This is a genomic window from Bacteroidota bacterium (genome assembly GCA_017303905.1).
Classification (GTDB): Bacteria; Bacteroidota; Bacteroidia; order B-17B0; family Aurantibacillaceae; genus JAHEYG01.
Map to the genome: position 1 here is coordinate 575,790 of JAFLBH010000003.1, position 25,142 is coordinate 600,931.

The window sequence follows — 25,142 nt, forward strand, 5'->3', positions numbered from 1 at the left end:
GATTTAGGGTTGAATCTTCAATAAATACGGTTTTACACCAACATTCCGGCAATACATGCAGAAAGATAGGATGCCAAGGTACCGGCGATAAGGGCACGAATACCCAATTTCGCTAAATCATTTCTTCTCTCAGGAACCAAGGCGCCGATACCGCCAATTTGCATACCTACGGAAGAAAAATTAGCGAAACCGCAAATAGCAAAACTTGCAATCATGGTTCCCTTTTCACTTAATGGTGCTGCTAAACGATGTGTTAATGTATCAAAAGCCACAAACTCATTAATCGTAAGTTTTTGTCCCATCAAGGTGGCAACGGTTTCCACATCTGCGCCGGGCACACCCATTACCCAAGCCAAAGGATAAAACAATTTTCCGAAAATAAAATCAAGCGATAGCTGAGGGTATATTTTTCCGAGCCCCCAGTTAATAAATGCAATAAGCGCAATAAAACCAATTAACATCGCGATAACATTAATCGCAATTTTCATTCCGTCAGCCGCACCGTGAGAAATTGCATCAATCACATTGGTATACGGACTCTTCACTTCTAATTTTACTTCGCCTTTGGTTTGAGATTCTTCCGTTTCAGGATACATAATTTTTGAAATCACTAAAGCAGCGGGTGCAGCCATTAAGCTAGCGGTTAACAGATATTCTGCCTTCGCGCCCATGTTTACGTATACAATTAAAATTCCTCCCGCGATGCACGCCATACTTCCGGCCATGGATGCCATGAGTTCACTCTTCGTCATGGTAGGTAAATACGGACGAATCATTACCTGCGCTTCTACTTGTCCTACAAATGCGCTCGCCACATTACTTAACGCTTCTGCTCCGCTCACACGCATCACAAAATTCATCACTTTCGCAATCACAGAAATTACTTTTTGCATGAATCCGATGTGATACAAAATAGCAACCAATACACACACGAAAATAATGGTGGCCGTAACACTGAATGCAAATACAAAAGTATGCGGCGCACCAAAAGATTTTGAAGCACCATCATGCGTATCAATCATTATTCCGCCGTAAACAAAAGAAGCACCTTGCGTAGCAAATTGTTCTATTTTACCCATGCCTCTTCCAAGCATGGCGAAAAAGTTGGTGATAAAAGGAACCTTTAAAACCAATAAGGCAATTACCAGTTGCAAACCAATGCCACTTAATACCAAACGATAGTTAATTGATTTTTTATTATTGGATAACAAAAAAGCGATTCCTAAAATCACAATGATTCCTAATATCCCTGTAAAACGTTCCATGCACTAAAATTTACAAGAGCAAGGTAAAAAATAAGTTTTATAAATAAGGTGTAACCAAATACACTTAATGAACATTATATTAAAAAACAAGGAGGGAATTATGAAACAAACAATCAAACAACTCAGCACACTTTTACCGGCATTAAGTATAAACTGCATGGCTGTAACAACAATTAGTATTGATGATGCCCTCCGAAAAAGTTTAATAAGAGCCGATGTTACCTGTAAAGGCGGATTGATTTTGGATTATAAAATAAAAAACAACCTCAATGATTCTGTAAAAGTGATTGTTCCCGCAGGCTGGCGAATGAATGCCGTGAAAGAAAATTATCAGGATGTTTTGGTAGCGCATGAGCAAATTTTGGCTATGGGAAGAAATGAAACAAAATCGTTTGAGATTAAAGGCTATTGTTGTGAATACACAAATTCGGGTCCGATTAAAGGATTAAAATACGAGACAGGAAAACTGGCCGACACTAAACTTTTACTCTTAGCAAAATACTTAAACGCCTCTAAAACGGATGATAACACAGAGCAATATGCTGTGTGGGCGGTGAGTAACAACCGGCCTACTGCAAACATAACAGGCGTAAACGATTCTATTACTGAAGATTTAAGAAAATTCGTTGCTACGATAAAAGATGAACCTATTCCGTGGTATACCCTTAGAAAAAAAGCAGTGATTAATGAATACGGAAACATTCATGAATATCCGATACAATTAAAGGCGAATGTGGATTATCAGGTTGACAAAACATGTTATGCCTGGTTTTATGTGACAGATTCGCTGGGTAATAAAGTGGGTGAGATAAAAGGACAATGGGTGAATGCGGGTTCACAGGAATATGCGGTGAGGTTAAATATTAAGGGTTTTAAGAAAGGGAAGTATAAAATGATGCTGGCAGGTGAAAATGAGACCTTTATTGATAAAGAATTTGAAATTTAACAATCTGTTTTTCAATACATTATAAAGTTTTAAAAAGGAATGAAACTTTTGCTGTTTTTTTAGCGTAAAATCAAATAAAATTTTTTTCTTTGCAGCAAATTAAAGAGTAGAATAAACTTAAAACACTTTACCTATGTATTGGACCTTAGAATTAGCATCGTGGTTAGAAGATGCACCATGGCCGGCGACAAAAGACGAGTTGATTGATTTTGCCATGCGTTCGGGTGCGCCAATGGAAGTTATTGAAAACTTACAGGAGATGGAAGACGAAGGTGAAGCTTACGAAACCATTGAAGAAATCTGGCCCGACTATCCTACCAAAGACGACTTCTTCTTTAATGAAGATGAGTTTTAAAAGAAACTAAATAAAAACCACCGCTCGGTGGTTTTTTTATTTACGCTTGTTTGTCTTCTTGCTTTAATAATTTGAGGGTGAAAATCCCTATGAGCAAAACACCTGCCGTAAGCGCAATCCAAATCCATAGTTTGTTGCCAAATAATGGCTTCTGAACTTCCGGTGTTGCATGCGAAATTTTTTTCTCCGCATCTGTCTCCACATACTTAAGATTTAATGGAATGGCATTTTTGAAATATTGTAAATCATACTGAGGTAAAGCGTCATTGTTTTTACCATATGCTAACACATACTTTTTATCTTTCTCCAATTTACATTTTAAAATTTCTTCATGAGTAAATGCATCTATGGCAATATTGCCGAGCGGACGATCATCCAGATTATGAATAATGATGCGCATTTTAATTGTCTTGAAATTTTCATCCCGTGAAGAATAATTCTTGAAATAAATTTTGTTGGAAGAATTTGAAGAAATCACACTTCTGCCAAACACTACCCATTTATCGTTTCCGGTATTTTGAGTAAGAAACTCTACTTCCACTTCACGACGATAAGGCATTTCATTCTCTACTTTTATTTGCAAACAACCTATAAAATACATTCTCCTGAACGAACATTCAATAACCGTTTGCTTTTTTGCTTTGTCTTCCGTTCTTATTAACCCGGTTGGTAATAATTCTCCGTCACCATTACTCACTTCTTCGGTTAACGGAATGTATGCCGAGGAAATATCCAATTTTGGTGAATCGTTATCCTCCGTTATCACACGGATATATTTGAACGTAACAGGACTAAACGAAATTTTGTTACGGTAGTAATGATCAAATGGCGGACGGAAATAATGAAACACTTTTTCGTTCTCAATGATGGTTTTCCAGTTCTTGTTATCATCACTTCCCTCTAAAGTCACATTCTTAAAAAATTCCGGAGCCGAAAAATTTAAATAAACGGATGAATAAGTTAATCCTGAATCTACCACCAAGGTGGCGTAAGATGATTTATTGGCTATATAACTCTTGTCTACAATATTCAAATACCTGAAATAACTTTTATCGTAGGTACTGTTATCATACTCTTCAATAATATGCGGAACTTCCAAAGTATCCTTTCCGATTTCAAAAACACGGTAATGTCCCGGACGATCGATAACACCGGAACCAATTTTTAATTTATAAAAACCATTTTCGCTAACCGGTTTTATTTCCCGGTAGTAATCATAGGTATTTAATTGCGCAGAAATCCGAAACGCAAACAGAACTGAAATTAATACTATTACTTTCTTCATAAGGTGTTGTCTTCTTCTTTACTAACTGAATGAGCATCTTCAAACAACAATGGTTTGAATTTTTGATACATAAACGAAACTAATAATAAAATTACGCCAATGGTGATGAAAACAATCAAGCGATAACCCATGGTCATACTCATGGCATCACCGGCTAATTTTAAAATAGTCAATCCGAATAAACTGATGGCAATGATACGCAGCATCTTTTGCTTGCGTAAAATTCCATATGCGATTAAGGCCATGGAATAAAGTCCCCATAACACTGTATAACCCATTCGTGATGCAATTTTTTGATAATGCTCGTAATCATTTAAATGTAGCATGGTGGTAATATGCGACAATTCATTACTTAATACAATTAAAATTAAAATATGAAACAACCAGTAATTTACCGGTTTTACTTTCTTCAGCACTTCCGAGTTTCTGAAAAAATAAATCATCCCAATCATTATAAATACAAAAGGTAAAAAAGCATAACGTATATTATAATTCCATGTACTGATATGAGAATACGCATAATTGTAAACTGCTTCCGTTTTTAAATCGGAAACAATTAAAAACCCGGCAGTGACGGCGATAAGTGCCATCAAAATATTAAGTGACCAGGAAATATAAGCGAATACAGTGCTGTTAAATTTCTTAATAGCAAACCAGCCAAGCACAGCGAAAAACACAATACTATAATTCATCAACCATAATCCATTGTAAGACTTCCAGGAGCTATCGTAGTCTGTCCATTCACCGTATTCACCCACATGCGTGTACTCCGTTAATTTATATTGTATATCGAAGTAAAGTGAAATTTCGTTTGAGAAAGTCATATAACAAACCAGCAATCCTATTACAATTAAAAAAATGTTTGCGATGCGGGAGAGTACTGTCTCCAAATTCATTTTATTCATTTTCCATAGGAAAGCAAAGCCTACTGTACCGAGGATACTCGTTAAAAAATAACGGTTAAGTATCGGTTGAAGCGCTAATGTTGTATCGGTGTTATTACTAAAGTAAGAGTAATTGCTCCAATCGTGTATTAAACTAAAAAAGGCTAATAAGGAAATTCCATACGATAAATAGCGGTATGTGTTCACACCTGTTCTTTGTGTCATCCACATTAACACAATCATTTCCATAACCCAAATGATGGTGACATAATTCCCCTCGAGCTGTACTGGGATAGCCATTGTAATGAAACTAATCACCATCGCTAAAATGAAATGATAAATGGTTTTATCATTCAATTCCTTCTTTTTACATAATACCGCAAATCCTAAATGAATTAAGGCATTAAATACGCAGAATAATCCCTGGAATTGCTCATAATATTTATCGTCCATGGCATTATAGCCAATACCAAAATAAATCAAGCTGTTGCTTAACACCAGCACCACATCCCACACACTGAAGTTTTTGTTTCGGAAAACTTTATAAGAAATAAAGGATAAATAAAACACTAAATAAAATGCCGTGGAGAAAAACAGTGTTCGTCCGAAAAAGCGATCTGCTTCATAAGAAGAAAGCATCCAGCCGGAAAATATCAGCCACGTTAATGCATAAGCTACATGGTTCACAAACTTCCAGTACTTCTTAAACGCCAAGACTAATACCCCCAGGTTTAGAATAAGCATAAATCCAAACATGTATTGTATTTCGCCGCTACCTGTACTTAATAATGGAGGGAGTATATAACCGCCGATTAATCCAATTAAGGCGATGATTTCATAATTATAAACATGCGCTGCAAAAACCGTAAAGGCGGTAAATAAAGCCATGATGACAAAAGCAACGGGGGCATTATAGAAATGATAATGTGAATAGCCGATGTAAGTTGTAAAATACATGATGGCCATTGCGCCACTCAGGAGAACAGCACTAAACACTTCGTATTTCCTTTTATAAACTAATGCCAGTCCAAGAATTAATGTCCCCGCCAGATAACCTAATACTAATCGGGTTGTTTCATTAATTAAATCCTTATCAATAGCGTATTTAACACCAATGGCAACACCCAGCACCAAAGTGATAATACCAATGATGCTAAACCAACGTGCGCCGATTTTCTCTTCAAAATTTAATCCGGCAGTAAAAGATTTTTTAGTTTCACCCTCGTAGGCATAGGCCGAAACTTCTTCTTTAACGGCTACTTTCTCTTCCTTAATTGTTTCTACAACCGGTGGAGGCGTAATTGTTTCAATTTTTGGCGGAGTTATTTGCTCCTCTGCTTTAGTGTATGCTTGGGTAGATTTTACACCTTTCAGTTCATTTAACTGCTGCTGTAAAAATTCAAGTTCTTGTTTGTAATTGTCGAGATTTTTAGACAGCAATAAAATTTTCTGTCCGATTAAATTAATCTTTTCGTCGTTTGTCATGCAAGGGGGTTGATTTAACCTTATACTAAAGGTAAAAGAATTTTCGGATTGAGCTTCTTGATGTAAATCAAATTTATGAAGCGATTATTAAAAGCCTGTTAAAATATGCTAATACAAAATAAAAACGGAGGCTTGAGGCCTCCGTTTTAAAGTCAATCTTATTATTTATTATTCAATAATAATCACTAAATATTTTGAAGCTCCCCAAAACTCTTCAGCATTGGTGATTTCGATTTTCTCAACTGTTTTTTCGCCAATTAACTTGTAAGAGTTGCTTGGGTGAGTAGTTAAGATTTTCACTTTCTTCGCGCCAATCACAATTGAACTTGTTTGTGTAATATCTAATTTCGTAAAGTAATCACGGTTGAAATCATCTTTTAATTTTGATGACTTACCAATTCCGATAAATCCACCTTCTTTAGTAATGATACCTTTTTCCTTTAATTCTTTACTTGTACCGAAAGCATAATAAGCAGTGTTTAATTTTTCTGTCTTCACTTCCACTTCCTGCTCAATTTCTTCGTAGTTCATGTTGATGTTGCTTAACTCAATGTTTAAAGCTTCGATCTGAGATTTTAAATCAGTAATCTCATTATCCTTTGCAGTTAACTGAGCTTGTAATGTCTCTAACATTTTTTCTAAACCTTCAATCTGAACTTTGCTGGCTTTTAATTTTTTGGTTAATGAGTTAATGCGGTTTTTGTTTTTACCCATCAAATCATAAATAGCCTGGATGTCTTCCTTAATTTGATCTTCTTTACTTTTAACATCACCTGCTTTTGCAGAACCTGTAACGATTTTTTCTTTTTCTTTAATTGCATTCAAGTTGTCTTGAATTTCGTTAAACGTAGTTACGAATTGCTGAATGGCTGCTTCTTTTTCAGAAAGCTTTCCGTTTAATTCGCTGTTTAATCCGCTTAAGCTGTCAGCTAAAGGATTTGGTTCCTTCTCATCAGAACCCTTGCAAGATGTAAAATTGATTGCAGCTAAGCCTAAAAACAAAGCCACGATAAAAAATTTAATAGTTTTCATATTCGAATAAAAATTGGTTTGCAAATGTACTTATTAATACCAAAAAAGCGGGTAAGTAACCCGCTTTTAAGATTTTTTTAGAAGAAATGAACCTCTGATTTTTAATCAGATAGCTTAATTTTCCTTGATTAATACGTCGTCTACTTCCCAAGTCTTACCATCCGTATTAGAACCAACGTATTTGAAAGCAATGCGGGTGTTAGCCGATTTGTAGGCCGATAAGGATACAGTTCCTGAGGATGTAAACACCCAGCTTCCTGCTGATAATGTAGGTGATAATTGAGTCCAGGTTGCTGTTGAAGGCGCTCCTGAAGTATAGTTTGTAGAAACCCATACTTCTAATTGAGCTCCCGCATAATTACATGCGCTTTGGAAATATAAATTAGGATTGGTTGAAGTTGCAATACTTACAGGAGGCGAGATTAACCAAGTTTCACATGCTACGTTAGAACCTGAGAAATTTGTACACTTCGCGAAATTTTGCGAGCCAAATGAAGAGGCTGTCCAATTAATGGAGCCTATAACGTTTTGTTGTGTCCAACCACCGCTGGTGATGCTTAAATCTTCAAAATCTTTACTTAAATAAGTGCCCGGAGCTAAGGTAGAACCGCATAAAGCACCGGTCATATTTACTTCACCTATTTTACGAATACTTAATTGCATGGTGGTGCCATACTGACTAACGATTGCAATGATGCTTCCGTTACCGGTTGGAATTGGTGTTGCTGCAAAGTTTGAATAACCACTTGTACGCACAGTTAAAGTTGGCGAACTGCATGACTTAATGATTTGGTTTTTGTCTACCTTACCAACTGCATCAGCAAATGTAGGATAAGAAACATTTGTAAATTCTACGTTATCAATACGAACTAATTTTGATTGAGCTGTATTAGTAGCAGAAGTATTAGAGGTAATTTGAGTGATCGTCATTACTTCCGGTTGTGGATTTAAACCACTCGCTAATTTTACAACACTTTTCTCAGTGTTAACTGAATCTAATTGAATCAAATTATTGTCGTCATTTAAATAACATCCCTTTAAGTTAATACGGATACTATCGCCGATATACAATCCACCACTGTAAACTAAACGCAAGTGCAATGCTCCGGTGGCGTCTTTTACATAAACTTCTTTATACAAATTTCCGCTAACCTCATCGGAAGTCACTACACAGTATAGATTACTATCGTTTTGAAAACGGTAATTTTGATTTGGATTCAAAGTATATTTCGACTTTAACTGACCAATCGTAATTCTTGCGCTTTCAGGAATTGATTTTACCGGCGGCTCATCAAATTTCTTTTTACAAGATGTAATAGCAAGTGTTCCTGCTAAAACTAAGGTTGATAATGCGATTATTTTTTTCATTGCTACATAAAATTAATATTAAAAACTGAAATTTACAATAAACATGTAGGTGATGCCTTGCATGTAGTAGTATTTATTGTCGAATTTGCTTACGTTAGAATAGTCCCAACGTAATTGCTCGAAACCACTTGTAATGTTACTTTGGTTATTTAAGATGTTATTAACGCTTAAGTTAAAATTTAAGAAGTATTTTTTCTGAATGCGGAAAGACTTTCCGGCATTCGCGTTTAACGTGAAGTACCTTGGTAATTTCTCTTGCTCAATAATTGGCGCGTAAACATCGTATTCTCCTTCTACAAACTTATCAATTGCCTCTGCCGTTCTTCTGTCAGGATTTGGTTCAATGTAAATTTCATCAAAGTAATTAAAGTAAACTCCGGCAAACCAATATTTCTTGGCATTGTATTTATAACCAATCCCTGCTACCATTTGCGGAGAACCACCTACTCTGTAATTGATTAAATATGCCGTTCTTTCCTTATAAATTTCAGTTGCATTATTATCTTGCCAAGCTTGTAATTTAGGCCTATTGGTATAAAGATTTTGTCCGTAGTTAAATACCGCTTGAATAATGTGAGATGTAAAGAATGATTTTTCTAATCCCAATTCAACGCCTTGATGAGTTTGGTTTACACCTGTCATTATTAAATTAACATTATTGTTATATGTATCATGCCAAAAGGTTCTTACCCATGTTTGATTATTAATTTGCGTATAGTAATAAGTTAAACGCATTTTGAAGGTTGGGAATTTTGCCAAATAATTCACATCGGCAGAAATCACTTCTTCATTGGTTACTCCATTCACCAAATCATTTCTCACACGTTGCGAAACAAAAATACTATTCGCTTCAGGTGTTCTTGTGAAATACGTTCCGTTTGCTGTTACGAAATGTCTTCCGCTAATTTTATAAGTTGCTCCACCTTTTACACCATAATTTAAGAAGTTGGATTTCTTACTTTCGCCCTTACTTGTTGTAGGAAATTTTCCATTCGCCACATGACCTTCGCGCCAAATTGTATTATTCGATACGGTTAATCCAAAATACACATCTACTTTATTCATCGTGTATTCTGCTTGTCCCCATAATTCAGCGCGATTCACATTAATGGTATAATCATAACCAAATTTTTCGCCTTCACGTATTTTCTTGTTAGGATTATCTAAATCATTTTGCTGAAATGTTTCATCTACACCTAAGTTCTCCGCGAATTGATCCACATCCATCCAAAACGAAGCGCCTAATAAATCCTCTAATACTTTATACTTTCTGTTTTTATAAATATTTCCGTTGGCACCAATACTCACGAATAAATCTTTAATTCGTTTATTAAACACCGTATTAAATCCGTAGTTTTTTAAATCCTCAATTTTATTTTCAAGAATATAGCGTGCGCGGGTTTCTGTGGTATTAATGCCCTGACCTAATTGTGAAGGTGGCGTGTATAAATTATCCTGATTCATGCGGATTAAACGATCCCAATCGATTTGTTGAGTACTGCCCACTTTATTTTCCCAGTTATATTTTAGAATATCGCCGTTAGCAGTATCGCCTTGCATATAATAATAACTTGGTAAGTAACGGTAATAATCAGGACGAGGATTCGGAGCGTCGTTCCAGTTTAATCCGGTTAAGCCATTTTTTCCGAAAGTGTAAAATAAGGAAGTAGTTAATTTACTACCCGGGCCCATGTTAAAGATATGTGACAACATTAACATCGGACGGTGCGTACGCGAAATATTTGAATTACGAACCTTTCCGTTTTGGTAACCCCACAAACTATTATAATAATTAGACCCTGCAATTTCAAAGGTTTCTAAAGTAGCGGCACTTGCACGACCTTGTTCAATTGGTGCGCCAAAACCTGTAAAGCTTAACATGTGTTTATCATTAATACGCTTGTCAATAGAAGCATAATAAGCAAAAGCACTGAAATAAGTTCCCGGCGCATAAATTTTTGGTCCGCGCTCAGCATCACCCTGACGCATGGAGCCGGATAAAGTAATGGCCCATCCGTTTTGCATCATGCCCGTTGAATGTGTAAACATAGCACGGTGTTGGAAAATACGATTCGCACTTGCATAACCAACACGTGTACCCTTTTTAAATGAAGAAGCTTTAGAATCAATATTGGTATATCCACCGGGACCAGAAAATCCGTAACGGTTGGACACCACACCAAAGCGATTCTCTACATAACGGGTTACGTCATTTAAACCACCCCAACTACTCCAGGAGCTAAAGCCTGTTTCAAGATTATTGACGTTTACACCGTTAATCATGACGTTTTGATTTTCTGCCATGTAACCACGCATTCTGAAACGCGCCGCACTAAACTGAAAACTGGAGAATTGAGTAAACACATCTCTACTCGACATTAATAAGGATGAAACATCCTGCTGTTCAACATCCGCATCTAAATCTCCACCGGAGGTAGAAAATATAGGAATGTTAAATGTTTGGTTATTCGCACTTGTATCAACAGCGGTTTCGGTAGCAGTACTATCTGCTTGCGAAAACACCGTGATGCTGGCACATAACATACAAACGGTTAAGAGTTTTTTAATCATTCTATGTGTGAAATTGTTTGTTTTAAATTTTACTGGTGAAGTGGTTTCGGTAAAATAAAAGAGGACCTTTTATTCTCGTCAAGGGTGATCACTTCTCCTTGGGACGGGCAAATATAGATAATTTTAAAAATCTTGATATTACCGAATTGTAAACAAAATTTAGCTTTATTTTAACAAACAGGGGCGATAATGTTAAATCTCTAAAACACTAAAAAGAATTAGGGAATTAGATTTTAGTTTTTAGTGGCTGTCAATTTTTATTGTTTACTTTTGACGCTCGCTTTTTATTCAAACTATGAATTTGAAATTTAAACTTTTAGTTGCATTAGTTGCTTTTGGTATAACTTCTTTTGCACAAACATTAGACAAAAAGAAAAATTACTACGTAGCAGCTTATGGCTTTTGGAATGTAGAAAATTTATACGACACGCTTAACGATCCTTTACGCAGCGATGAAGAATTTACACCTGAAGGTGTGAACGCATGGACCGGTCCGCGCTACTGGAAAAAAATTGAGCATTTAGCAAAAGTGATTTCTGAAATGGCCATCGATGCTACGCCTGAAGGTTTATCCTGCATAGGATTTTGTGAAGTAGAAAATAAAAATTGTTTGGAAGATTTAGCGAAAGACCCTCAGTTAAAAGCACGCAATTACCAAAGCGTTTTAATCGATGGTCCGTATGCCCGCGGTGTTGACCCCGGCTTTATGTATAATCCCAAACATTTTAAAGTGACCAAGGTTGTTACTTATCCTGTACCCTTAGCACAAGACACCGGTTACAAAACACGCGACGAATTAGTGGTGAGCGGTTTATTATTTGGTGAGCCTATGGCTTTTATTATTAATCACTGGCCATCCAGAAGAGGCGGTGAATTAGCAAGTCGTCCGGGAAGAATCACAGCAGCAAAGATTGCGAGACATATTGCCGATTCCATTGAAAAAGCAAATCCCGCCACAAAAATTGTTATTATGGGAGATTTAAACGATGACCCCGATAACGAAAGCGTAAAGAAACATTTGAATACGGTAGCAGATTTTAAAAAGGCTAAAGACGGAAATTATTTTAATCCCATGGAACCGTTGCACAAACAAGGCATAGGCAGTTTAGCATGGCAGGATTCATGGAATTTGTTTGATCAAACAATCGTAAACAAAGCGTTCTTTCCAACAGACTTTAAAACCTTTCAATTTTATAAAGCTTTTGTATTTAATAAAGCTTACTTAAAAAGCGATTTTGGAAATTTTAAAGGTTATCCATTCCGTACCTATAGCGGCGGAGCCTATACAGCCGGTTATAGTGATCACTTTCCGGTTTATATGCTGATGGTGAAAGAACGCGTGAATTAATTTCCGTTTATTTTACAATCAGGTAATGCTTTTTTAAGCTTAGCCAATTCTATTTGATTGATGTAATCAATGTTTAACACACGCAAATTTTTCAAGGCGTAAAGCGGCTTAACATCCGAGATGTTATTGGTAGTTAAATGTAGCTCCTGCAAATTCACCAATTTCTCAATTCCGTTTAAGCTGCGTATATTATTTTGAACGGCATATAATTTAGTGAGTGATGTAATAGTTGTTATACCTTCCAAACTATTTAATCCCATTTCACTTACATCCAATACACTCAAATTCTTTATTTGCTGCAGCCCATCTAATCCTGAACGCACATGACAAGCGCGTAGATTTAAATCTTTGAGTTCCTTTAATTGCTCAATACCCTCAATGTTTTGCAAAGGGTTATTGGAAAGATTGAGCACTTGCAGTTTACTTAGTTTAAACAAAGGTTCAATTTCCTTAATATTATTTGAATTAATTTGTAAATCTTTCAATTGCGTAAACACACCAATGCCGGCCAAAGTATAGATACTGTTATTATAGGCATATAACTTTTCTAATGCAGGAAACAGAGCTTGCCCTGTAGTTTCATTAATACAACCATACAAATTACCGATTTGGTTATTATTCAAGTTAAGTGAATTTAATTGCGCGGAAGATTTGAACTTACCTAACAACTCTGCTGAGTTAGAAGCTGTGATTCCATTATTATTTAAATCCAATGATTTTAGATTTTCTAATACAGGAAACGAATCTAATCTTGAATTGAATGTTGAACCAATATTTAAATCATTCAGTTTTTTAAATCGCGATAGTGAAGAAAACTCACGCAGCGGATTATTAGAAACATCCAACATTTCCAGGTTTTCAAAATCAGGTAGTATGCTTACATCTTGAAGCGATGTACTCTCTAATCGAAGCTGCTTTAAAGAAGGCGCGTTTTTTAAGGCAGTAATTCCGCTTAAGGTGTTGCTAGATAAATCCAAATCTTCCAAGCTTTTTAATTCAGGAAAAGTGTGGATAGAATCGATCGTATTGCTTCGTAAACTTAACTTCTTTAATTTCGGAAAAAGGGCCAACTCCTTTACATCACGCATTACATTATTATCCAAACGTAACTCAACAATATTATCTAAGGGATAAAGCGGCTTTAAAGTTGAGATAGAATATTCGTTATTGAGTTCTATCGATTTTATTTCACCTTTTGCATTTAAGGCGAGTAAATCATTGAACACTCTGCTCTTTTCCACGCAATACGATTGCCAATCCGAATCGGTATCATAATCCTTTAAAAAGTCGTACAGTTTTTTATCAAGTCCTGATTTAAAACTATAGAAATAGGTGCCGCGCAGTGAAAAATAATAATCGCGTGCTTCATAGTCGTCATACGCTTTTATACTGTCATTCAACATTAATAAGTCTGGCAGATTTTTATAGCTTAAGTCGACTAAATAATATTTTTCCAATTTTTTATTTTCATGAATAGCCTTATTGATATTAAAATGGGTAATATATACATCCCAATTCACCAGGCAGCTAAGAACCATTACGGCATAATAGGCCTGAGGATTCACTCTAAATAAATACCAATTACTTTTTTGCTTTATTACTTTTATAAAAGTGCTGGCCAATCCAATCAGCGTTAAGCCTAAATACACATACACGCCAATTTTTTTATAACTGATACCAGATTCTTCTATATACATATTCATGCGATAGGCCGTTGAGAAAATCATAAACGCGTTTTGCGCAATCCATATATAAGTAAACCACCTCAACCATCTATTATTCTCTTTATAATTTAAACGGCCGCGGAAAAAATAGAGCATGATGAGAATAGCCAGAATAACGGAGAGTATTAAAGTTCCAACGCCATCGTGAACAAATTCTTTGTGTTTTATTCCAACAGGCAAAGTACCGTCAAACCAGAGGTAGTTTAAATCCAGAACATTTAAAACAAGTAACATGATGTTTAACACCGCAAACAAGGCCACACCGGTTAACATTTCAGTATCTTCTTTAAACAGGTGATTAAAAAAACCGGGCGATAAGGCCTTTTCTTTATCCAGTTCGTTACTGATCTCTCCTTCCGTTGATGTTAAAGTACCTAAATGACGAACATAATAATAACCATATAATAATAGCAATCCGCCCAATGTAAAAAACAACCAAGGCACAGAAATAAAATCGAGATTAATGTTTTTGGTAAAATCCTTAAACAAAGGATTTGAATTTTGATACATGACAAAAAACAAAATGGTTACCACCGCCACAATCATAAACATCAGCACCTTTACGTAAATAGGCCGTTTGTTTTCAATTTCTTTAGAATTCTTGCGGCGCTTTATCATATCCAAAATCATCATGACTGTGGATGAACCGATAGAGCAAAACGAAAGAAACAGGGAAACGATTACCGATGTTTTCGGAGAAAAACTAACAACCGATAAAATCGCCAAGGATAAAATATTGGTAACAATGGCAAGGGGACTCGAATAAACCATAATACACGCTGAAGAAATTATGGAGCCCGCCGCAACTATTAACCAACTTCGGTTATTTCGCGCTTCAGGATTTTTGATGGCTGCACCTGCAACAAGTGCTAAATTGAAAATTAGAAAATTGATTCCGGCAGCCTGTTCGTAAAACAAATAGCTGTACAACAGAACCGACACGAGTAGTACCCAGTCGTTTTTTTTCATGTATAAAAGGGGTTTAGGCTTCTAACGTATTTATACCCGAAATAGTATAAGGTAATCCTTAAAAAAAGCTAAAAGAAATAAACAAGCTTATTTGGCCTTACTTCTTCTTTCCTTTTCTTTAATGATAAGCGATAACTCGCGACCGGTTTGCCCCTTTACACTGGTGTTTTCCTGAGCACGGCGAATTAAATACGGCAATACCTCTTTCACCGGACCATAAGGCACGTATTTAGCCACATTGTATCCGTTCTGCGAAAGATTATAACTGATATGGTCGCTCATACCTAGCAACTGTGAGAAAAATACTCTTTTATCGTTTGCCGCGATGTTCTTCTTCTTCATTAAATCCACCAACAACAAACTGCTCTTTTCGTTATGTGTACCTGCACACAAGCCCATGCGGTCGATGTTCTCTACGCAAAATTCTACAGCTAAATCGTAATCTTTATCACTATTCGCTTTTGTGTCTTGTATTGGTGAAGGATAATTCATTTCAGCAGCACGCGCTCTTTCTTTTTCCATATAAGCACCACGTACTAACTTTGCCCCCACGTGATAACCGTTAGTCTTGCCCATTTCTAAGGTTGTTTTTAAATAAGCTAAACGGTCTTTACGGTATAATTGAAATGTATTATAAACAATGGCTTCATTCTTGTTATAGCGCGCCATGTTTTCATTCGCTAAATCATCAATGGCTTGTTGAATCCAGCTTTCTTCCGCGTCAATAAACAAAGGTTGTTTGTTAGTGTAAGCCTCTTCACAAATCTTTCGTACACGTTCGCGTACACGTTCGTATTCAGCACTTTCTTCAGAACTTAAATTTTGCTTAGCGGTTACCTTTTCTAATAAAGCAAAGCGCGCCAATCCGGTCACTTTAAAAACACTAAACGGAATATTTTTATCGTTTTTAGCGCGGTGAATGGTTTCTATGGTTTCTTTACAGCAATTATCGAAATCGGTTTCACTTTCTTTTCCCTCCACACTGTAATCTAAAATGGTTCCGATATTATACTTTCCTAATTGCTCAATGGTTTTGTTGCAATCGGCAATGTTTTCACCACCTACAAACTGCTTAAAAATGGTGCTTTTAATCAAACCTTTGAAGCCTAATTTTAAACCTAGAGGAGCTAAGCCTCCGCCGTATTTTACTAGCGTAGGATTACCAATTAATTTAAATAACCAATAAGATTGTTTTAAGTCGGAATCACTTTTAGAAATAAAAGCAATTTGTGTGTTATCAAAAGAAACCATATTTAATTTTTTGAGCAGAAAAAAAGCATGTTATTCACATGCTTCTTCTGAATTTTATCTGTACATCACTTCTTTTACAGCTTTAACAGTACGAGCTACATTGGGCAATGAGGCTTCAATTAAAGTGGGAGCATACGGTAATGGAACATCGGCTGATGTAACACGACGTATTGGAGCATCTAAATAATCGAAAGCGTTTTTCTGTACATTGAAGGTAATTTCGCTGGAGATACTGGCTAAAGGCCAAGCCTCTTCTACAATTACCAAACGATTGGTTTTTTTCACTGATTCAATTACTGTTTCATAATCAATCGGACGAACAGTTCTTAAATCAATAACCTCAGCACTGATGCCTTCTTTTTCAAGTTCGGCAGCAGCAGCCATCGCTACTTTTAATATTTTCCCGAATGAAACGATGGTCACATCGGTTCCCGGCTTTTTTATATCGGCAACGCCAATCGGAATTAAATATTCTTCCTCCGGCACTTCCATTTTATCGCCATACATTTGCTCACTCTCCATGAAAATTACTGGATCGTTATCGCGGATGGCTGATTTCAATAATCCTTTCGCATCGTAACCATTACTCGGAACAATTACTTTTAAACCCGGACAATTCGCATACCAACTCTCAAAGGCTTGAGAGTGCTGAGAGCTCAACATCCCGGCACTTGCGGTTGGTCCGCGAAACACAATAGGAGCGCCGTATTGTCCGCCACTCATGCTTAAAATCTTAGCGGCGGAGTTAATAATCTGATCAATGGCAACTAAGGAAAAATTAAACGTCATGAATTCAACAATCGGACGTAAACCGTTCATTGCTGCTCCAACACCTATACCTGCGAATCCTAATTCGGCTATTGGTGTATCAATCACACGCTTAGCGCCAAATTCGGCCAGCATGCCTTTACTAACTTTATAAGCTCCGTTATATTCGGCAACCTCTTCGCCCATTAAAAAAACATTTGGGTCGCGGCGCATTTCTTCGCTCATCGCTTCCCTAAGGGCTTCACGAAATTCGATAACTCTCATAGCAGTGTTTTGTAGCGAACAAAATTAGGGTTTTTCTGTTTATATCCTAGGATAAAAGAGCTTAAAGTTTTTTTTGTCAGACAGCCTAAATTTTTATCTTTGCGAACCGTTTTTTATTTAGAAAATCCTATGAAAATATTAGTAGCCATCAGCAACGTTCCTGATACAACAACCAAGATTGCGTTCAGCGACAACGATACTAAGTTTAACACTGCCGGTGTTCAGTTTATTATTAACCCTTATGATGAGTGGTATGCCCTGGTTCGCGCCCTTGAATTAAAAGAGGCCGGAAAAGCAGAAAAAGTAACGCTTATTCATGTGGGACTAGCTGATAGCGAAGCCACTATCCGTAAAGGGTTTGCTTTAGGCGCCGACGATGGTGTACGTATTGACGCTGAAGGCCCGGATGCTTATTTTGTGGCTGAACAAATTGCAAATTATGCAAAATCAAACGGTTATGAATTAGTTATGGTAGGTAAAGAAACCATTAACTTCAACGGTTCTTCTGTTGGCGGTATGATTGCCGGATTTATGGATTTACCTTATGTTTCTTTAGCTACTAAATTCGAATTAAACGGAAATGTTGCTACTGTTGAACATGATGTTGACGGTGGAACTCAAGTGGTAGATTGCGAATTACCAATGGTTTTATCATGCGCGAAAGGCATGGCAGAGCAAAGAATTCCGAATATGAAAGGAATTATGGGAGCTCGTACAAAACCTTTAACCGTAGTTGCTGCTACCGGTGCCGAAAAATTAACCAGTATTAAATCATATGCTTTATCGGCAGGTCGTACTACTTGCAAAATGATAGATGAAAATAATTTAGAAGAATTAGTAAATCTATTACATACAGAAGCAAAAGTTATCTAATTGTAGAATTTTAAAAAACATTATCATATGTCAGTTCTAGTTTATACTGAAATTAATAAAGGAAAAGTTAAGAAGGCTTCATTAGAAGCAATTAACTACGGAGCAAAAATTGCTGAACTTACCGGTTCTTCTGTAACTGCAATCGCCATTAACGCGGATGCGGCGCAAATAGAAGAAATCGGAAAAGCAGGCGCTAAGAAAATTTTATCTGTAAAGAATGATGCTTTAAAAGGATTAGACAGTATGGCTGTATCTGCCGCTGTTGAACAAGCCGCAAAAGCAGAAGGCGCAAAAGTGATTATTTTCTCATTCGATATCACAGGAAAAGCAGTAGCGCCTCGTTTATCGGCGAAATTAAAAGCCGGCTTAGTGGCAGGTGCGGTTGATTATCCTGCTGTAAATGGCAGCGGATTAGATGTGAAGAAAAATGTTTTCTCAGGTAAGGCTACCGCAATTTATACCATCCACAGTGATGTTAAAATAATTTCTTTATTACCTAACTCTTTCCCTGTAAAATTAGGCGATAACAGCGCAACAGTTTCTGATTTTAATGTGGATTTATCTTCCGTACAATCAAAAATTAAAGTGAAAGAAGTTAAATCAACTGATGTTGGGGGTATGGTTCCGCTTCCTGAAGCTGAATTAGTAGTTAGTGCAGGTCGCGGCATGAAAGGTCCTGAAAACTGGGGAATGGTTGAAGATTTAGCGAAAGCTTTAGGTGCAACCACAGCTTGTTCTCGTCCGGTTGCTGATATGCATTGGCGTCCGCACCACGAGCACGTTGGACAAACCGGTGTGGCTATTCGTCCGAACTTATATATCGCCATAGGTATTTCAGGCGCTATTCAACATTTAGCCGGAGTTAACGGAAGCAAAACCATTGTTGTAATCAATAACGATAAAGAAGCTCCTTTCTTTAAATCTGCCGATTACGGAATTGTTGGTGATGCTTTCACTATTCTTCCTAAATTGGTAGAAGCGGTTAAAAAATTTAAAGCTAACCAGAACTAATTCAGGCATTTTTTTGTAAATTAGAACTTCTCATGGGAATGAAAAAAGTAAGGCTTGAAATAGTTGGACTCTCTTACAGCCAAACACAATCCGGTGCTTATGCTCTGGTTCTAGGTGAAAGTGCCGGAACCCGCCGCCTGCCAATTATCATTGGTGGTTTTGAAGCGCAGGCCATTGCCATTGAGTTAGAAAAAATGACGCCAAGCCGTCCGCTTACTCACGATTTATTTAAAACATTTGCCGAAACCTTCGACGTTCAAGTGAACGAGGTTCTTATTTATAATTTAGTAGAAGGGATTTTTTACGCGAAGCTCATTTGCAACGATGGCACTAAAGATGTAGAAATTGATGCGCGCACCAGCGACGCGATTGCTTTGGCCGTTCGTTTTGCATGCCCAATTTATACTTACGAATTTATTTTAAAATCTGCCGGTATTGTGTTGGATGATGAGAATGCGGGTATCGCCGGAAACATCGAAGCTGAAGTTCCGCAAAAAGAAGTTTCAGGTGATACAGATGATTTAAAAAGTAAAAGTACCGAAGAATTAAAAAATCTTTTACAAACAGCACTGGACGATGAACAATACGAAACGGCTTCTAAAATCCGCGACGAATTAAACGTTCGTAAAAAATCCTAATCAACATTTATTTGAAAAGCAAAAAATAAAAAAATCATGAAGGAATTTTTTGCCTTTATCAAATCAAAACAGTTTTTCCTCCATTTTGGTATTGCCACTCTAACGGTTATTGTGACGCTTTGGATTTTAGTAAAAAGCTTGAATTCATATACCCAACATGGCGAGAGCGTGGAAGTTCCGGATTTCAAAGGTAAATCCATAAAAGAACTAGAGGCTTTCATTACCGGTAAAGATTTACGCTATCAGATCATCGACAGTATTTACGCGCCAAAAGAAAAACCGGGAGTTGTTATTCGCCAAGACCCTGAAACAAAAACCCGCGTTAAACGCAATAGAACGGTGTATTTATACGTTACTGGATTTCAACCACCGCAATTAGTCATGCCAAAATTAATTGACCGTAGCGCGCGCCAGGCTGTATTGATGATTGAAAGCTACGGATTAAAAGTTGGCAAGATTACTGAAGTTGCGGGTGATTGCAACGGTTGCGTATTAGAACAATATGCCAACGGTAAAAAAATTGAGCCCGGCGCTATGGTGAAAAAAGGAACTGTCATCAGCATTAGCATCGGAAGAAAAGAGCGATATATTAATTCGGGAGATAGTGCCGCTGTATCAACCGATCCAACAAATTTTGAGTAAAGAGATGAGAAAAATAATTTTGATATTAATGAGTGTGATGTTCTGCAAGGAAATCGCCTTCTCGCAAGAGAAACTGGTTCCTCTGAATGGCAACATTAATCTGATGTATCATTCACCACAAGCTCAAAAAAATAATTCACTGCAAAAAGTAACCGCGCTTTACGACACCCTACCCTTCTTTGAAGATTTTTATTACGCTTCCCGTTCCATTTATCCGAGTGGTACGCATTGGACAGACTCCAGTGTATATGTAAACACAGGCTTTGCCATTGCGCCACCAAGTATTGGCGTGGCAACTTTCGATGGATTAAATAGAAAAGGTTATCCTTATAATTTAACTGCACAACCGGTTGTTTCAGCAGCCGCTGATACTTTAACCTCTCGCCCGATTTCATTAGGAACACAATCAAGCTGGACATACAATGCTGCCGATAGTATCGCATTAACTTTTTTATACCAACGCGGGGGCTTCGGCGAAAATCCGGAAGTAAATGATTCTTTAATCGTCGATTTTTACAAACCACTTTATCCGGTTGTAACAGGTACAGTTACTAATTATGGCGCCTGGTTCAGAGTGTGGAGTACCAAAGGAAGCAATTCACTTCCCGGTAACGACACTATGTTTAAGCGCGCATTCATCCGCATCAAAGACACTGCTTACTTTCACAACGGATTTAAATTCCGTTTCCGTAACAAAGCCACCACCAGCGGAAGTGTAGATCACTGGAATGTAGATTACATTTTTTTGAAGAAGAATTACCTAAGAACCGATACAGTTTACGATGAAGTGGCATTAGGCTATATGCCGCGCCCCATTTTAAAAAATTATTCGGCAATGCCATATTATCAGTATCAATCCACTGAGATGGGAACGAAATTCTCGAACTTCATTCGCAACAATGCAGTTGGTGTTGTTAAGAACACAAACTACGAATATGCCATTATGGATGAGAACTACTCGGTGCTGCATACATTTGGTAGCGGTTCATCCAATGCCGGTAACGTTAATCCTTTTGTAACACGTGGTTGGGATTCAGTAGCAACGCATAAAAGTCCGCCGGTGAATTATACGATTAGTCCGTTTAGCGATAGTTCCCGTATATATGTTCGACATATTATTAATTCTAATCCGGATGTTTGGAAATACAACGATACTATTTATCAAAAATTTGAACTCAATAATTATTATGCGTACGATGACGGCAGTGCGGAAGCGGGCTATTATTTAAATACGTATGGTGCTAAATTGGCTCTACGCTTTACTTTAAACGTAACCGATACTTTACACGGCATGGATATTTATTTCAATCCTATCACACAGGGTAATTTAATTCAAGCCACAACTTACCGTATGTATTTATGGAGCGATGGCGGGGGTAGTCCGGGAACCGTTATACGCCGCGATAGTGTGGCTTACCCGAAATACTTACAGATTGGCCACAATCAAATGCCGCGTTATTTTTACACTACACCAATTATTTTGAACCCCGGAACTTATTATTGCGGCATCGTGCAAACCACCAATCAGCAATTGAATATCGGGTTCGATAGAAACTTTGATCATAAAGATGCTTTGTATTATGATGTAAGCGGTTTCTGGCAACAATCCGCCATTCCGGGATCTATTATGATACATCCTATTGTTGGCCCGAGTGCAAGAGCATTGGTTGGTATTAAAGAAACAGAGAACAAAAAAGAAAGTTCCGTTAAAATTTATCCTAATCCGGCCAGCGACAAATTATTCATTGAAACAAAAAACATTAGTGAGTGCAATGATTGTAAAATTGAATTGTACTCTGTTTTAGGAAACAAACTGAATGAAGAAGAACTTGGCAATGGTGTAAAAGAAATTACTTTATCCGAATATGCAGCGGGTATGTACTTCATTGTTATCAAACAAAACAACAAAGTTGTATCGCAAAACAAATTCATCATTTCGCGATAAGCCATGAATAAAGGTCCGGATACTGATGATTTTTTAGAAGAGGAAGAAGACGATCGCGAGCTCTACGAACATCACAACATAAAGGTTGATAAGGGCCAGATAATGATGCGCATTGATAAGTTCATCATGATCCGCATCAGCAACACCACGCGCACTAAAATTCAAAACGCCTGTGAAGCAGGAAGTGTGTTAGTGAATGGCAAACCCGTTAAATCCAATTACAAAATAAAACCATTGGATGAAATTTCCATTGTATTAACGGTACCGCCGCGTGATGTAGAAGTAGTACCTGAAAACATTCCGTTAAACATTGTTTATGAAGACGAGTACATCGCCTTGGTAAACAAACCTCCGGGAATGGTAGTGCATCCCGGTTATGGTAATTACAGAGGAACTTTAGTAAATGCACTAGCCTATCACTTCAAAAATTTACCAACCAGCAAACAAAAAATTGCGCACGATGTAACTTTAGAAAGACCGGGATTAGTGCATCGCATCGATAAAAACACATCCGGAATCGTGATCATTGCAAAATCAGAATTAGCGATGACCCGATTAGCTAAAGATTTCTTTGATCATACAATTGACAGAAAATACGTGGCTTTGGTTTGGGGAAATTTAAAAGAAGACAGTGGTACAATTACCGGACATGTTGGCCGTGATTTAAAAAACAGAAAAGTGATGACTGTGTTTCCGGATGGATCACACGGGAAACATGCAGTAACACATTATAAAGTTCTGGAAAGATTCGGTTATGTTACTTTAGTTGAATGTAAACTAGAAACCGGAAGAACCCACCAAATACGCGTACATTTCAAATCGATTGGTCATCCTTTATTCAATGATAATGAATACGGTGGTGATATTATTTTGAAGGGAATTAATACTGCTAAATACAAACAGTTTGTACAAAATTGTTTTACCATGTTACCTCGGCATGCGCTTCATGCCAAAACATTAGGCATTACACATCCTATTAATGGCAAGAAATTATTGTTTGAGAGTGAAATCCCTGCCGATATGCAAAGTGTAATAGATAAATGGAGAAAGTACGCTTTGAATAAAGAATTGGATACGGAGAGTTAGTAGAAATTGCATGAGAAAAATTATTTGATATTTTTATCAAATAAATATAAGATAACCATTTACTCTTAAATAACCTAAAAAATTCGGAGAAATTATCGGAATTAATTTTTGAAATTTACTTGTATCACTAGCATAAGCTGTGCTAATTTTGTTGACATAAAACTTACACAATGAATACAAGTTTACTTTTAGATTTAATTAGAGTTAATGTGATAAACCTTAAAAATGCCCCAGAAGTAAGGACATTTAAAAATCATGTAAACGGAATTGACACTCTTGTTTTAGCAAACATGCTATCTAAAATAAAACACATAAGTGATTTGAAGTTAACAGAAGACGAATTATGGGAAGCTGTCAGGCTGGTTTTAATTGATGAATATATAAAAAAACTAAAAACGGAAAATAATCAAAAGTTGTTAGACAGTTACCTCATACAATTAGAAAAGCTTTCTAAATCAGATTATGATAAAATCTGTTGGTTATACAACTATGATTTCACAAAAGTGATTTCGTAAACATTTGGCGAGTGCCCCAGATTACTCGAATCAAGAATTAAAACTCCGCCAATACGGTCTGAGATCCCTTTACTACGTCACCGATTTTCACTTTCACCTTTACATCCAACGGTAAAAACAAATCAACGCGTGAACCAAATTTAATAAAGCCCATTTCCTGACATTGCGAAGCCTTATCGCCTTCCTTGCAATACCACACAATTCGACGTGCCAATGCTCCTGCAATCTGACGGAATAATACCTCTTTGCCACTGCTGTGTTTTACTACAACAGTCGTACGTTCATTATCGGTACTCGACTTTGGTTCCCAAGCCGCTAGAAATTTACCGGGATGGTATTTGAAGAACACCACATCGCCTGCAATAGGATAACGGTTGACGTGTACATTAATTGGCGACATAAATACCGACACCTGCAAACGCTTACCTTTAAAATATTCCGGCTCTTCAGCTTCCTCAATTACAACTACCTTTCCATCAGCAGGAGAAATAATAAAATTCTCACCTTGTGTGAAGGTACGTGTAGGATTGCGGAAAAATTGTAAGATAGTAATGATTAAAAACGCGCTTACTAAATAAGCGAACCAATGCGCGATAGCAAAGCCGGGGAAAAAGAAATGTGCTATAAATGTAATGATAGCGCTGAATACCAACACTAATATTAAACTGGCGTAACCTTCTTTGTGAAATTTCATTTTTATGTTATTGGTTATAGGTTATTTGTTATAAGTGTAGTTAATTTTATTAATTAATAACCTGTAACTGATAACCAGCCCCAAAGATAGGAATTAATCTTTAGATTTTTTGTTGCCGAAATCTGTAGAATAATCTATCAGGTAACTTAATTTTATTGACATATAATCCCTACTGTATTCTGGCCTTCGAAAAATGATACCATTATAATCATATTGCATTTCA

The 25,142-nt window shown here is 36.9% G+C and carries 20 protein-coding genes; 10 read left to right on the forward strand and 10 right to left on the reverse strand.

Annotation, left to right across the window (positions count from 1 at the left end):
• Window positions 1-32 precede the first annotated feature (32 nt).
• Window positions 33-1,265, reverse strand: a complete 1,233-nt coding sequence (locus J0L69_13155; GenBank protein MBN8694135.1) for a NupC/NupG family nucleoside CNT transporter — start codon at window positions 1,263-1,265, stop codon at window positions 33-35.
• Between the two features lie 100 nt (window positions 1,266-1,365).
• Here J0L69_13155 and J0L69_13160 point away from each other — a divergent pair, with 100 nt between their 5' ends.
• Together J0L69_13160 and J0L69_13165 are read left to right on the forward strand one after the other, a co-directional pair.
• On the forward strand, window positions 1,366-2,211 hold the full coding sequence (locus tag J0L69_13160; GenBank protein MBN8694136.1) for a hypothetical protein: 846 nt from the start codon (window positions 1,366-1,368) through the stop codon (window positions 2,209-2,211).
• A 133-nt stretch (window positions 2,212-2,344) separates the two neighbouring features.
• Entirely contained in the window at window positions 2,345-2,566 is a 222-nt protein-coding gene (locus tag J0L69_13165) for a DUF2795 domain-containing protein (GenBank protein MBN8694137.1), read from the forward strand.
• Window positions 2,567-2,606: 40 nt separating this feature from the next.
• Here the strand turns inward: J0L69_13165 and J0L69_13170 are convergent, their stop codons facing one another.
• From J0L69_13170 to J0L69_13190, 5 genes are all read right to left on the reverse strand, one after another.
• Window positions 2,607-3,851: a hypothetical protein gene (locus J0L69_13170; protein ID MBN8694138.1), complete on the reverse strand. Its 1,245-nt coding sequence runs from the start codon at window positions 3,849-3,851 to the stop codon at window positions 2,607-2,609.
• Window positions 3,848-6,220 carry a DUF2339 domain-containing protein gene (locus J0L69_13175; protein ID MBN8694139.1) on the reverse strand — a complete coding sequence of 791 codons (2,373 nt, stop codon included), beginning with the start codon at window positions 6,218-6,220 and terminating at the stop codon, window positions 3,848-3,850. Before J0L69_13175 ends, J0L69_13170 begins: the two co-directional genes overlap by 4 nt.
• 168 nt (window positions 6,221-6,388) lie before the next feature.
• The gene (locus J0L69_13180; GenBank protein ID MBN8694140.1) at window positions 6,389-7,252 is read right to left on the reverse strand and encodes a hypothetical protein; all 864 of its coding nucleotides are present in this window, start codon (window positions 7,250-7,252) and stop codon (window positions 6,389-6,391) included.
• Window positions 7,253-7,366: 114 nt separating this feature from the next.
• Window positions 7,367-8,620 (reverse strand): choice-of-anchor J domain-containing protein, encoded by a 1,254-nt coding sequence (locus J0L69_13185; GenBank protein ID MBN8694141.1) that lies wholly within the window; start codon window positions 8,618-8,620, stop codon window positions 7,367-7,369.
• Window positions 8,621-8,638: 18 nt separating this feature from the next.
• Window positions 8,639-11,191 (reverse strand): hypothetical protein, encoded by a 2,553-nt coding sequence (locus J0L69_13190; protein ID MBN8694142.1) that lies wholly within the window; start codon window positions 11,189-11,191, stop codon window positions 8,639-8,641.
• 295 nt (window positions 11,192-11,486) lie between these two features.
• Here J0L69_13190 and J0L69_13195 point away from each other — a divergent pair, with 295 nt between their 5' ends.
• Window positions 11,487-12,539: a hypothetical protein gene (locus tag J0L69_13195; GenBank protein MBN8694143.1), complete on the forward strand. Its 1,053-nt coding sequence runs from the start codon at window positions 11,487-11,489 to the stop codon at window positions 12,537-12,539.
• Here the strand turns inward: J0L69_13195 and J0L69_13200 are convergent.
• From J0L69_13200 to J0L69_13210, 3 genes are all read right to left on the reverse strand, one after another.
• Window positions 12,536-15,232 (reverse strand): DUF4173 domain-containing protein, encoded by a 2,697-nt coding sequence (locus tag J0L69_13200; GenBank protein MBN8694144.1) that lies wholly within the window; start codon window positions 15,230-15,232, stop codon window positions 12,536-12,538. The two genes, J0L69_13195 and J0L69_13200, sit on opposite strands and share 4 nt — an antisense overlap.
• An 87-nt stretch (window positions 15,233-15,319) precedes the next feature.
• On the reverse strand, window positions 15,320-16,483 hold the full coding sequence (locus J0L69_13205) for a proline dehydrogenase family protein (protein MBN8694145.1): 1,164 nt from the start codon (window positions 16,481-16,483) through the stop codon (window positions 15,320-15,322).
• A gap of 54 nt (window positions 16,484-16,537) precedes the next feature.
• Complete coding sequence (locus J0L69_13210) at window positions 16,538-17,515, reverse strand: pyruvate dehydrogenase complex E1 component subunit beta (protein MBN8694146.1); 978 nt, start codon at window positions 17,513-17,515, stop codon at window positions 16,538-16,540.
• Window positions 17,516-17,644: 129 nt separating this feature from the next.
• Between J0L69_13210 and J0L69_13215 the strand changes: the two genes are divergently transcribed.
• The 7 genes from J0L69_13215 to J0L69_13245 all read left to right on the forward strand — a co-directional run bounded on the left by J0L69_13215 (window position 17,645) and on the right by J0L69_13245 (window position 24,225).
• A complete protein-coding gene (locus J0L69_13215; GenBank protein MBN8694147.1) occupies window positions 17,645-18,388 on the forward strand; it encodes an electron transfer flavoprotein subunit beta/FixA family protein in 744 nt (247 codons plus the stop codon).
• 27 nt (window positions 18,389-18,415) lie between these two features.
• The gene (locus J0L69_13220) at window positions 18,416-19,399 is read left to right on the forward strand and encodes an electron transfer flavoprotein subunit alpha/FixB family protein (protein ID MBN8694148.1); all 984 of its coding nucleotides are present in this window, start codon (window positions 18,416-18,418) and stop codon (window positions 19,397-19,399) included.
• Window positions 19,400-19,437: 38 nt separating this feature from the next.
• Window positions 19,438-20,037 (forward strand): bifunctional nuclease family protein, encoded by a 600-nt coding sequence (locus J0L69_13225; protein ID MBN8694149.1) that lies wholly within the window; start codon window positions 19,438-19,440, stop codon window positions 20,035-20,037.
• A gap of 36 nt (window positions 20,038-20,073) precedes the next feature.
• Window positions 20,074-20,679 carry a PASTA domain-containing protein gene (locus J0L69_13230; protein MBN8694150.1) on the forward strand — a complete coding sequence of 202 codons (606 nt, stop codon included), beginning with the start codon at window positions 20,074-20,076 and terminating at the stop codon, window positions 20,677-20,679.
• A 4-nt stretch (window positions 20,680-20,683) separates the two neighbouring features.
• Complete coding sequence (locus tag J0L69_13235; GenBank protein ID MBN8694151.1) at window positions 20,684-22,624, forward strand: T9SS type A sorting domain-containing protein; 1,941 nt, start codon at window positions 20,684-20,686, stop codon at window positions 22,622-22,624.
• Window positions 22,625-22,627: 3 nt separating this feature from the next.
• Window positions 22,628-23,710 carry an RluA family pseudouridine synthase gene (locus J0L69_13240; GenBank protein ID MBN8694152.1) on the forward strand — a complete coding sequence of 361 codons (1,083 nt, stop codon included), beginning with the start codon at window positions 22,628-22,630 and terminating at the stop codon, window positions 23,708-23,710.
• 170 nt (window positions 23,711-23,880) lie between these two features.
• The gene (locus J0L69_13245; protein MBN8694153.1) at window positions 23,881-24,225 is read left to right on the forward strand and encodes a hypothetical protein; all 345 of its coding nucleotides are present in this window, start codon (window positions 23,881-23,883) and stop codon (window positions 24,223-24,225) included.
• Window positions 24,226-24,262: 37 nt separating this feature from the next.
• Here J0L69_13245 and J0L69_13250 read toward each other — a convergent pair whose 3' ends face one another.
• On the reverse strand, window positions 24,263-24,919 hold the full coding sequence (locus J0L69_13250) for a phosphatidylserine decarboxylase family protein (protein ID MBN8694154.1): 657 nt from the start codon (window positions 24,917-24,919) through the stop codon (window positions 24,263-24,265).
• Window positions 24,920-25,142: the final 223 nt, after the last annotated feature.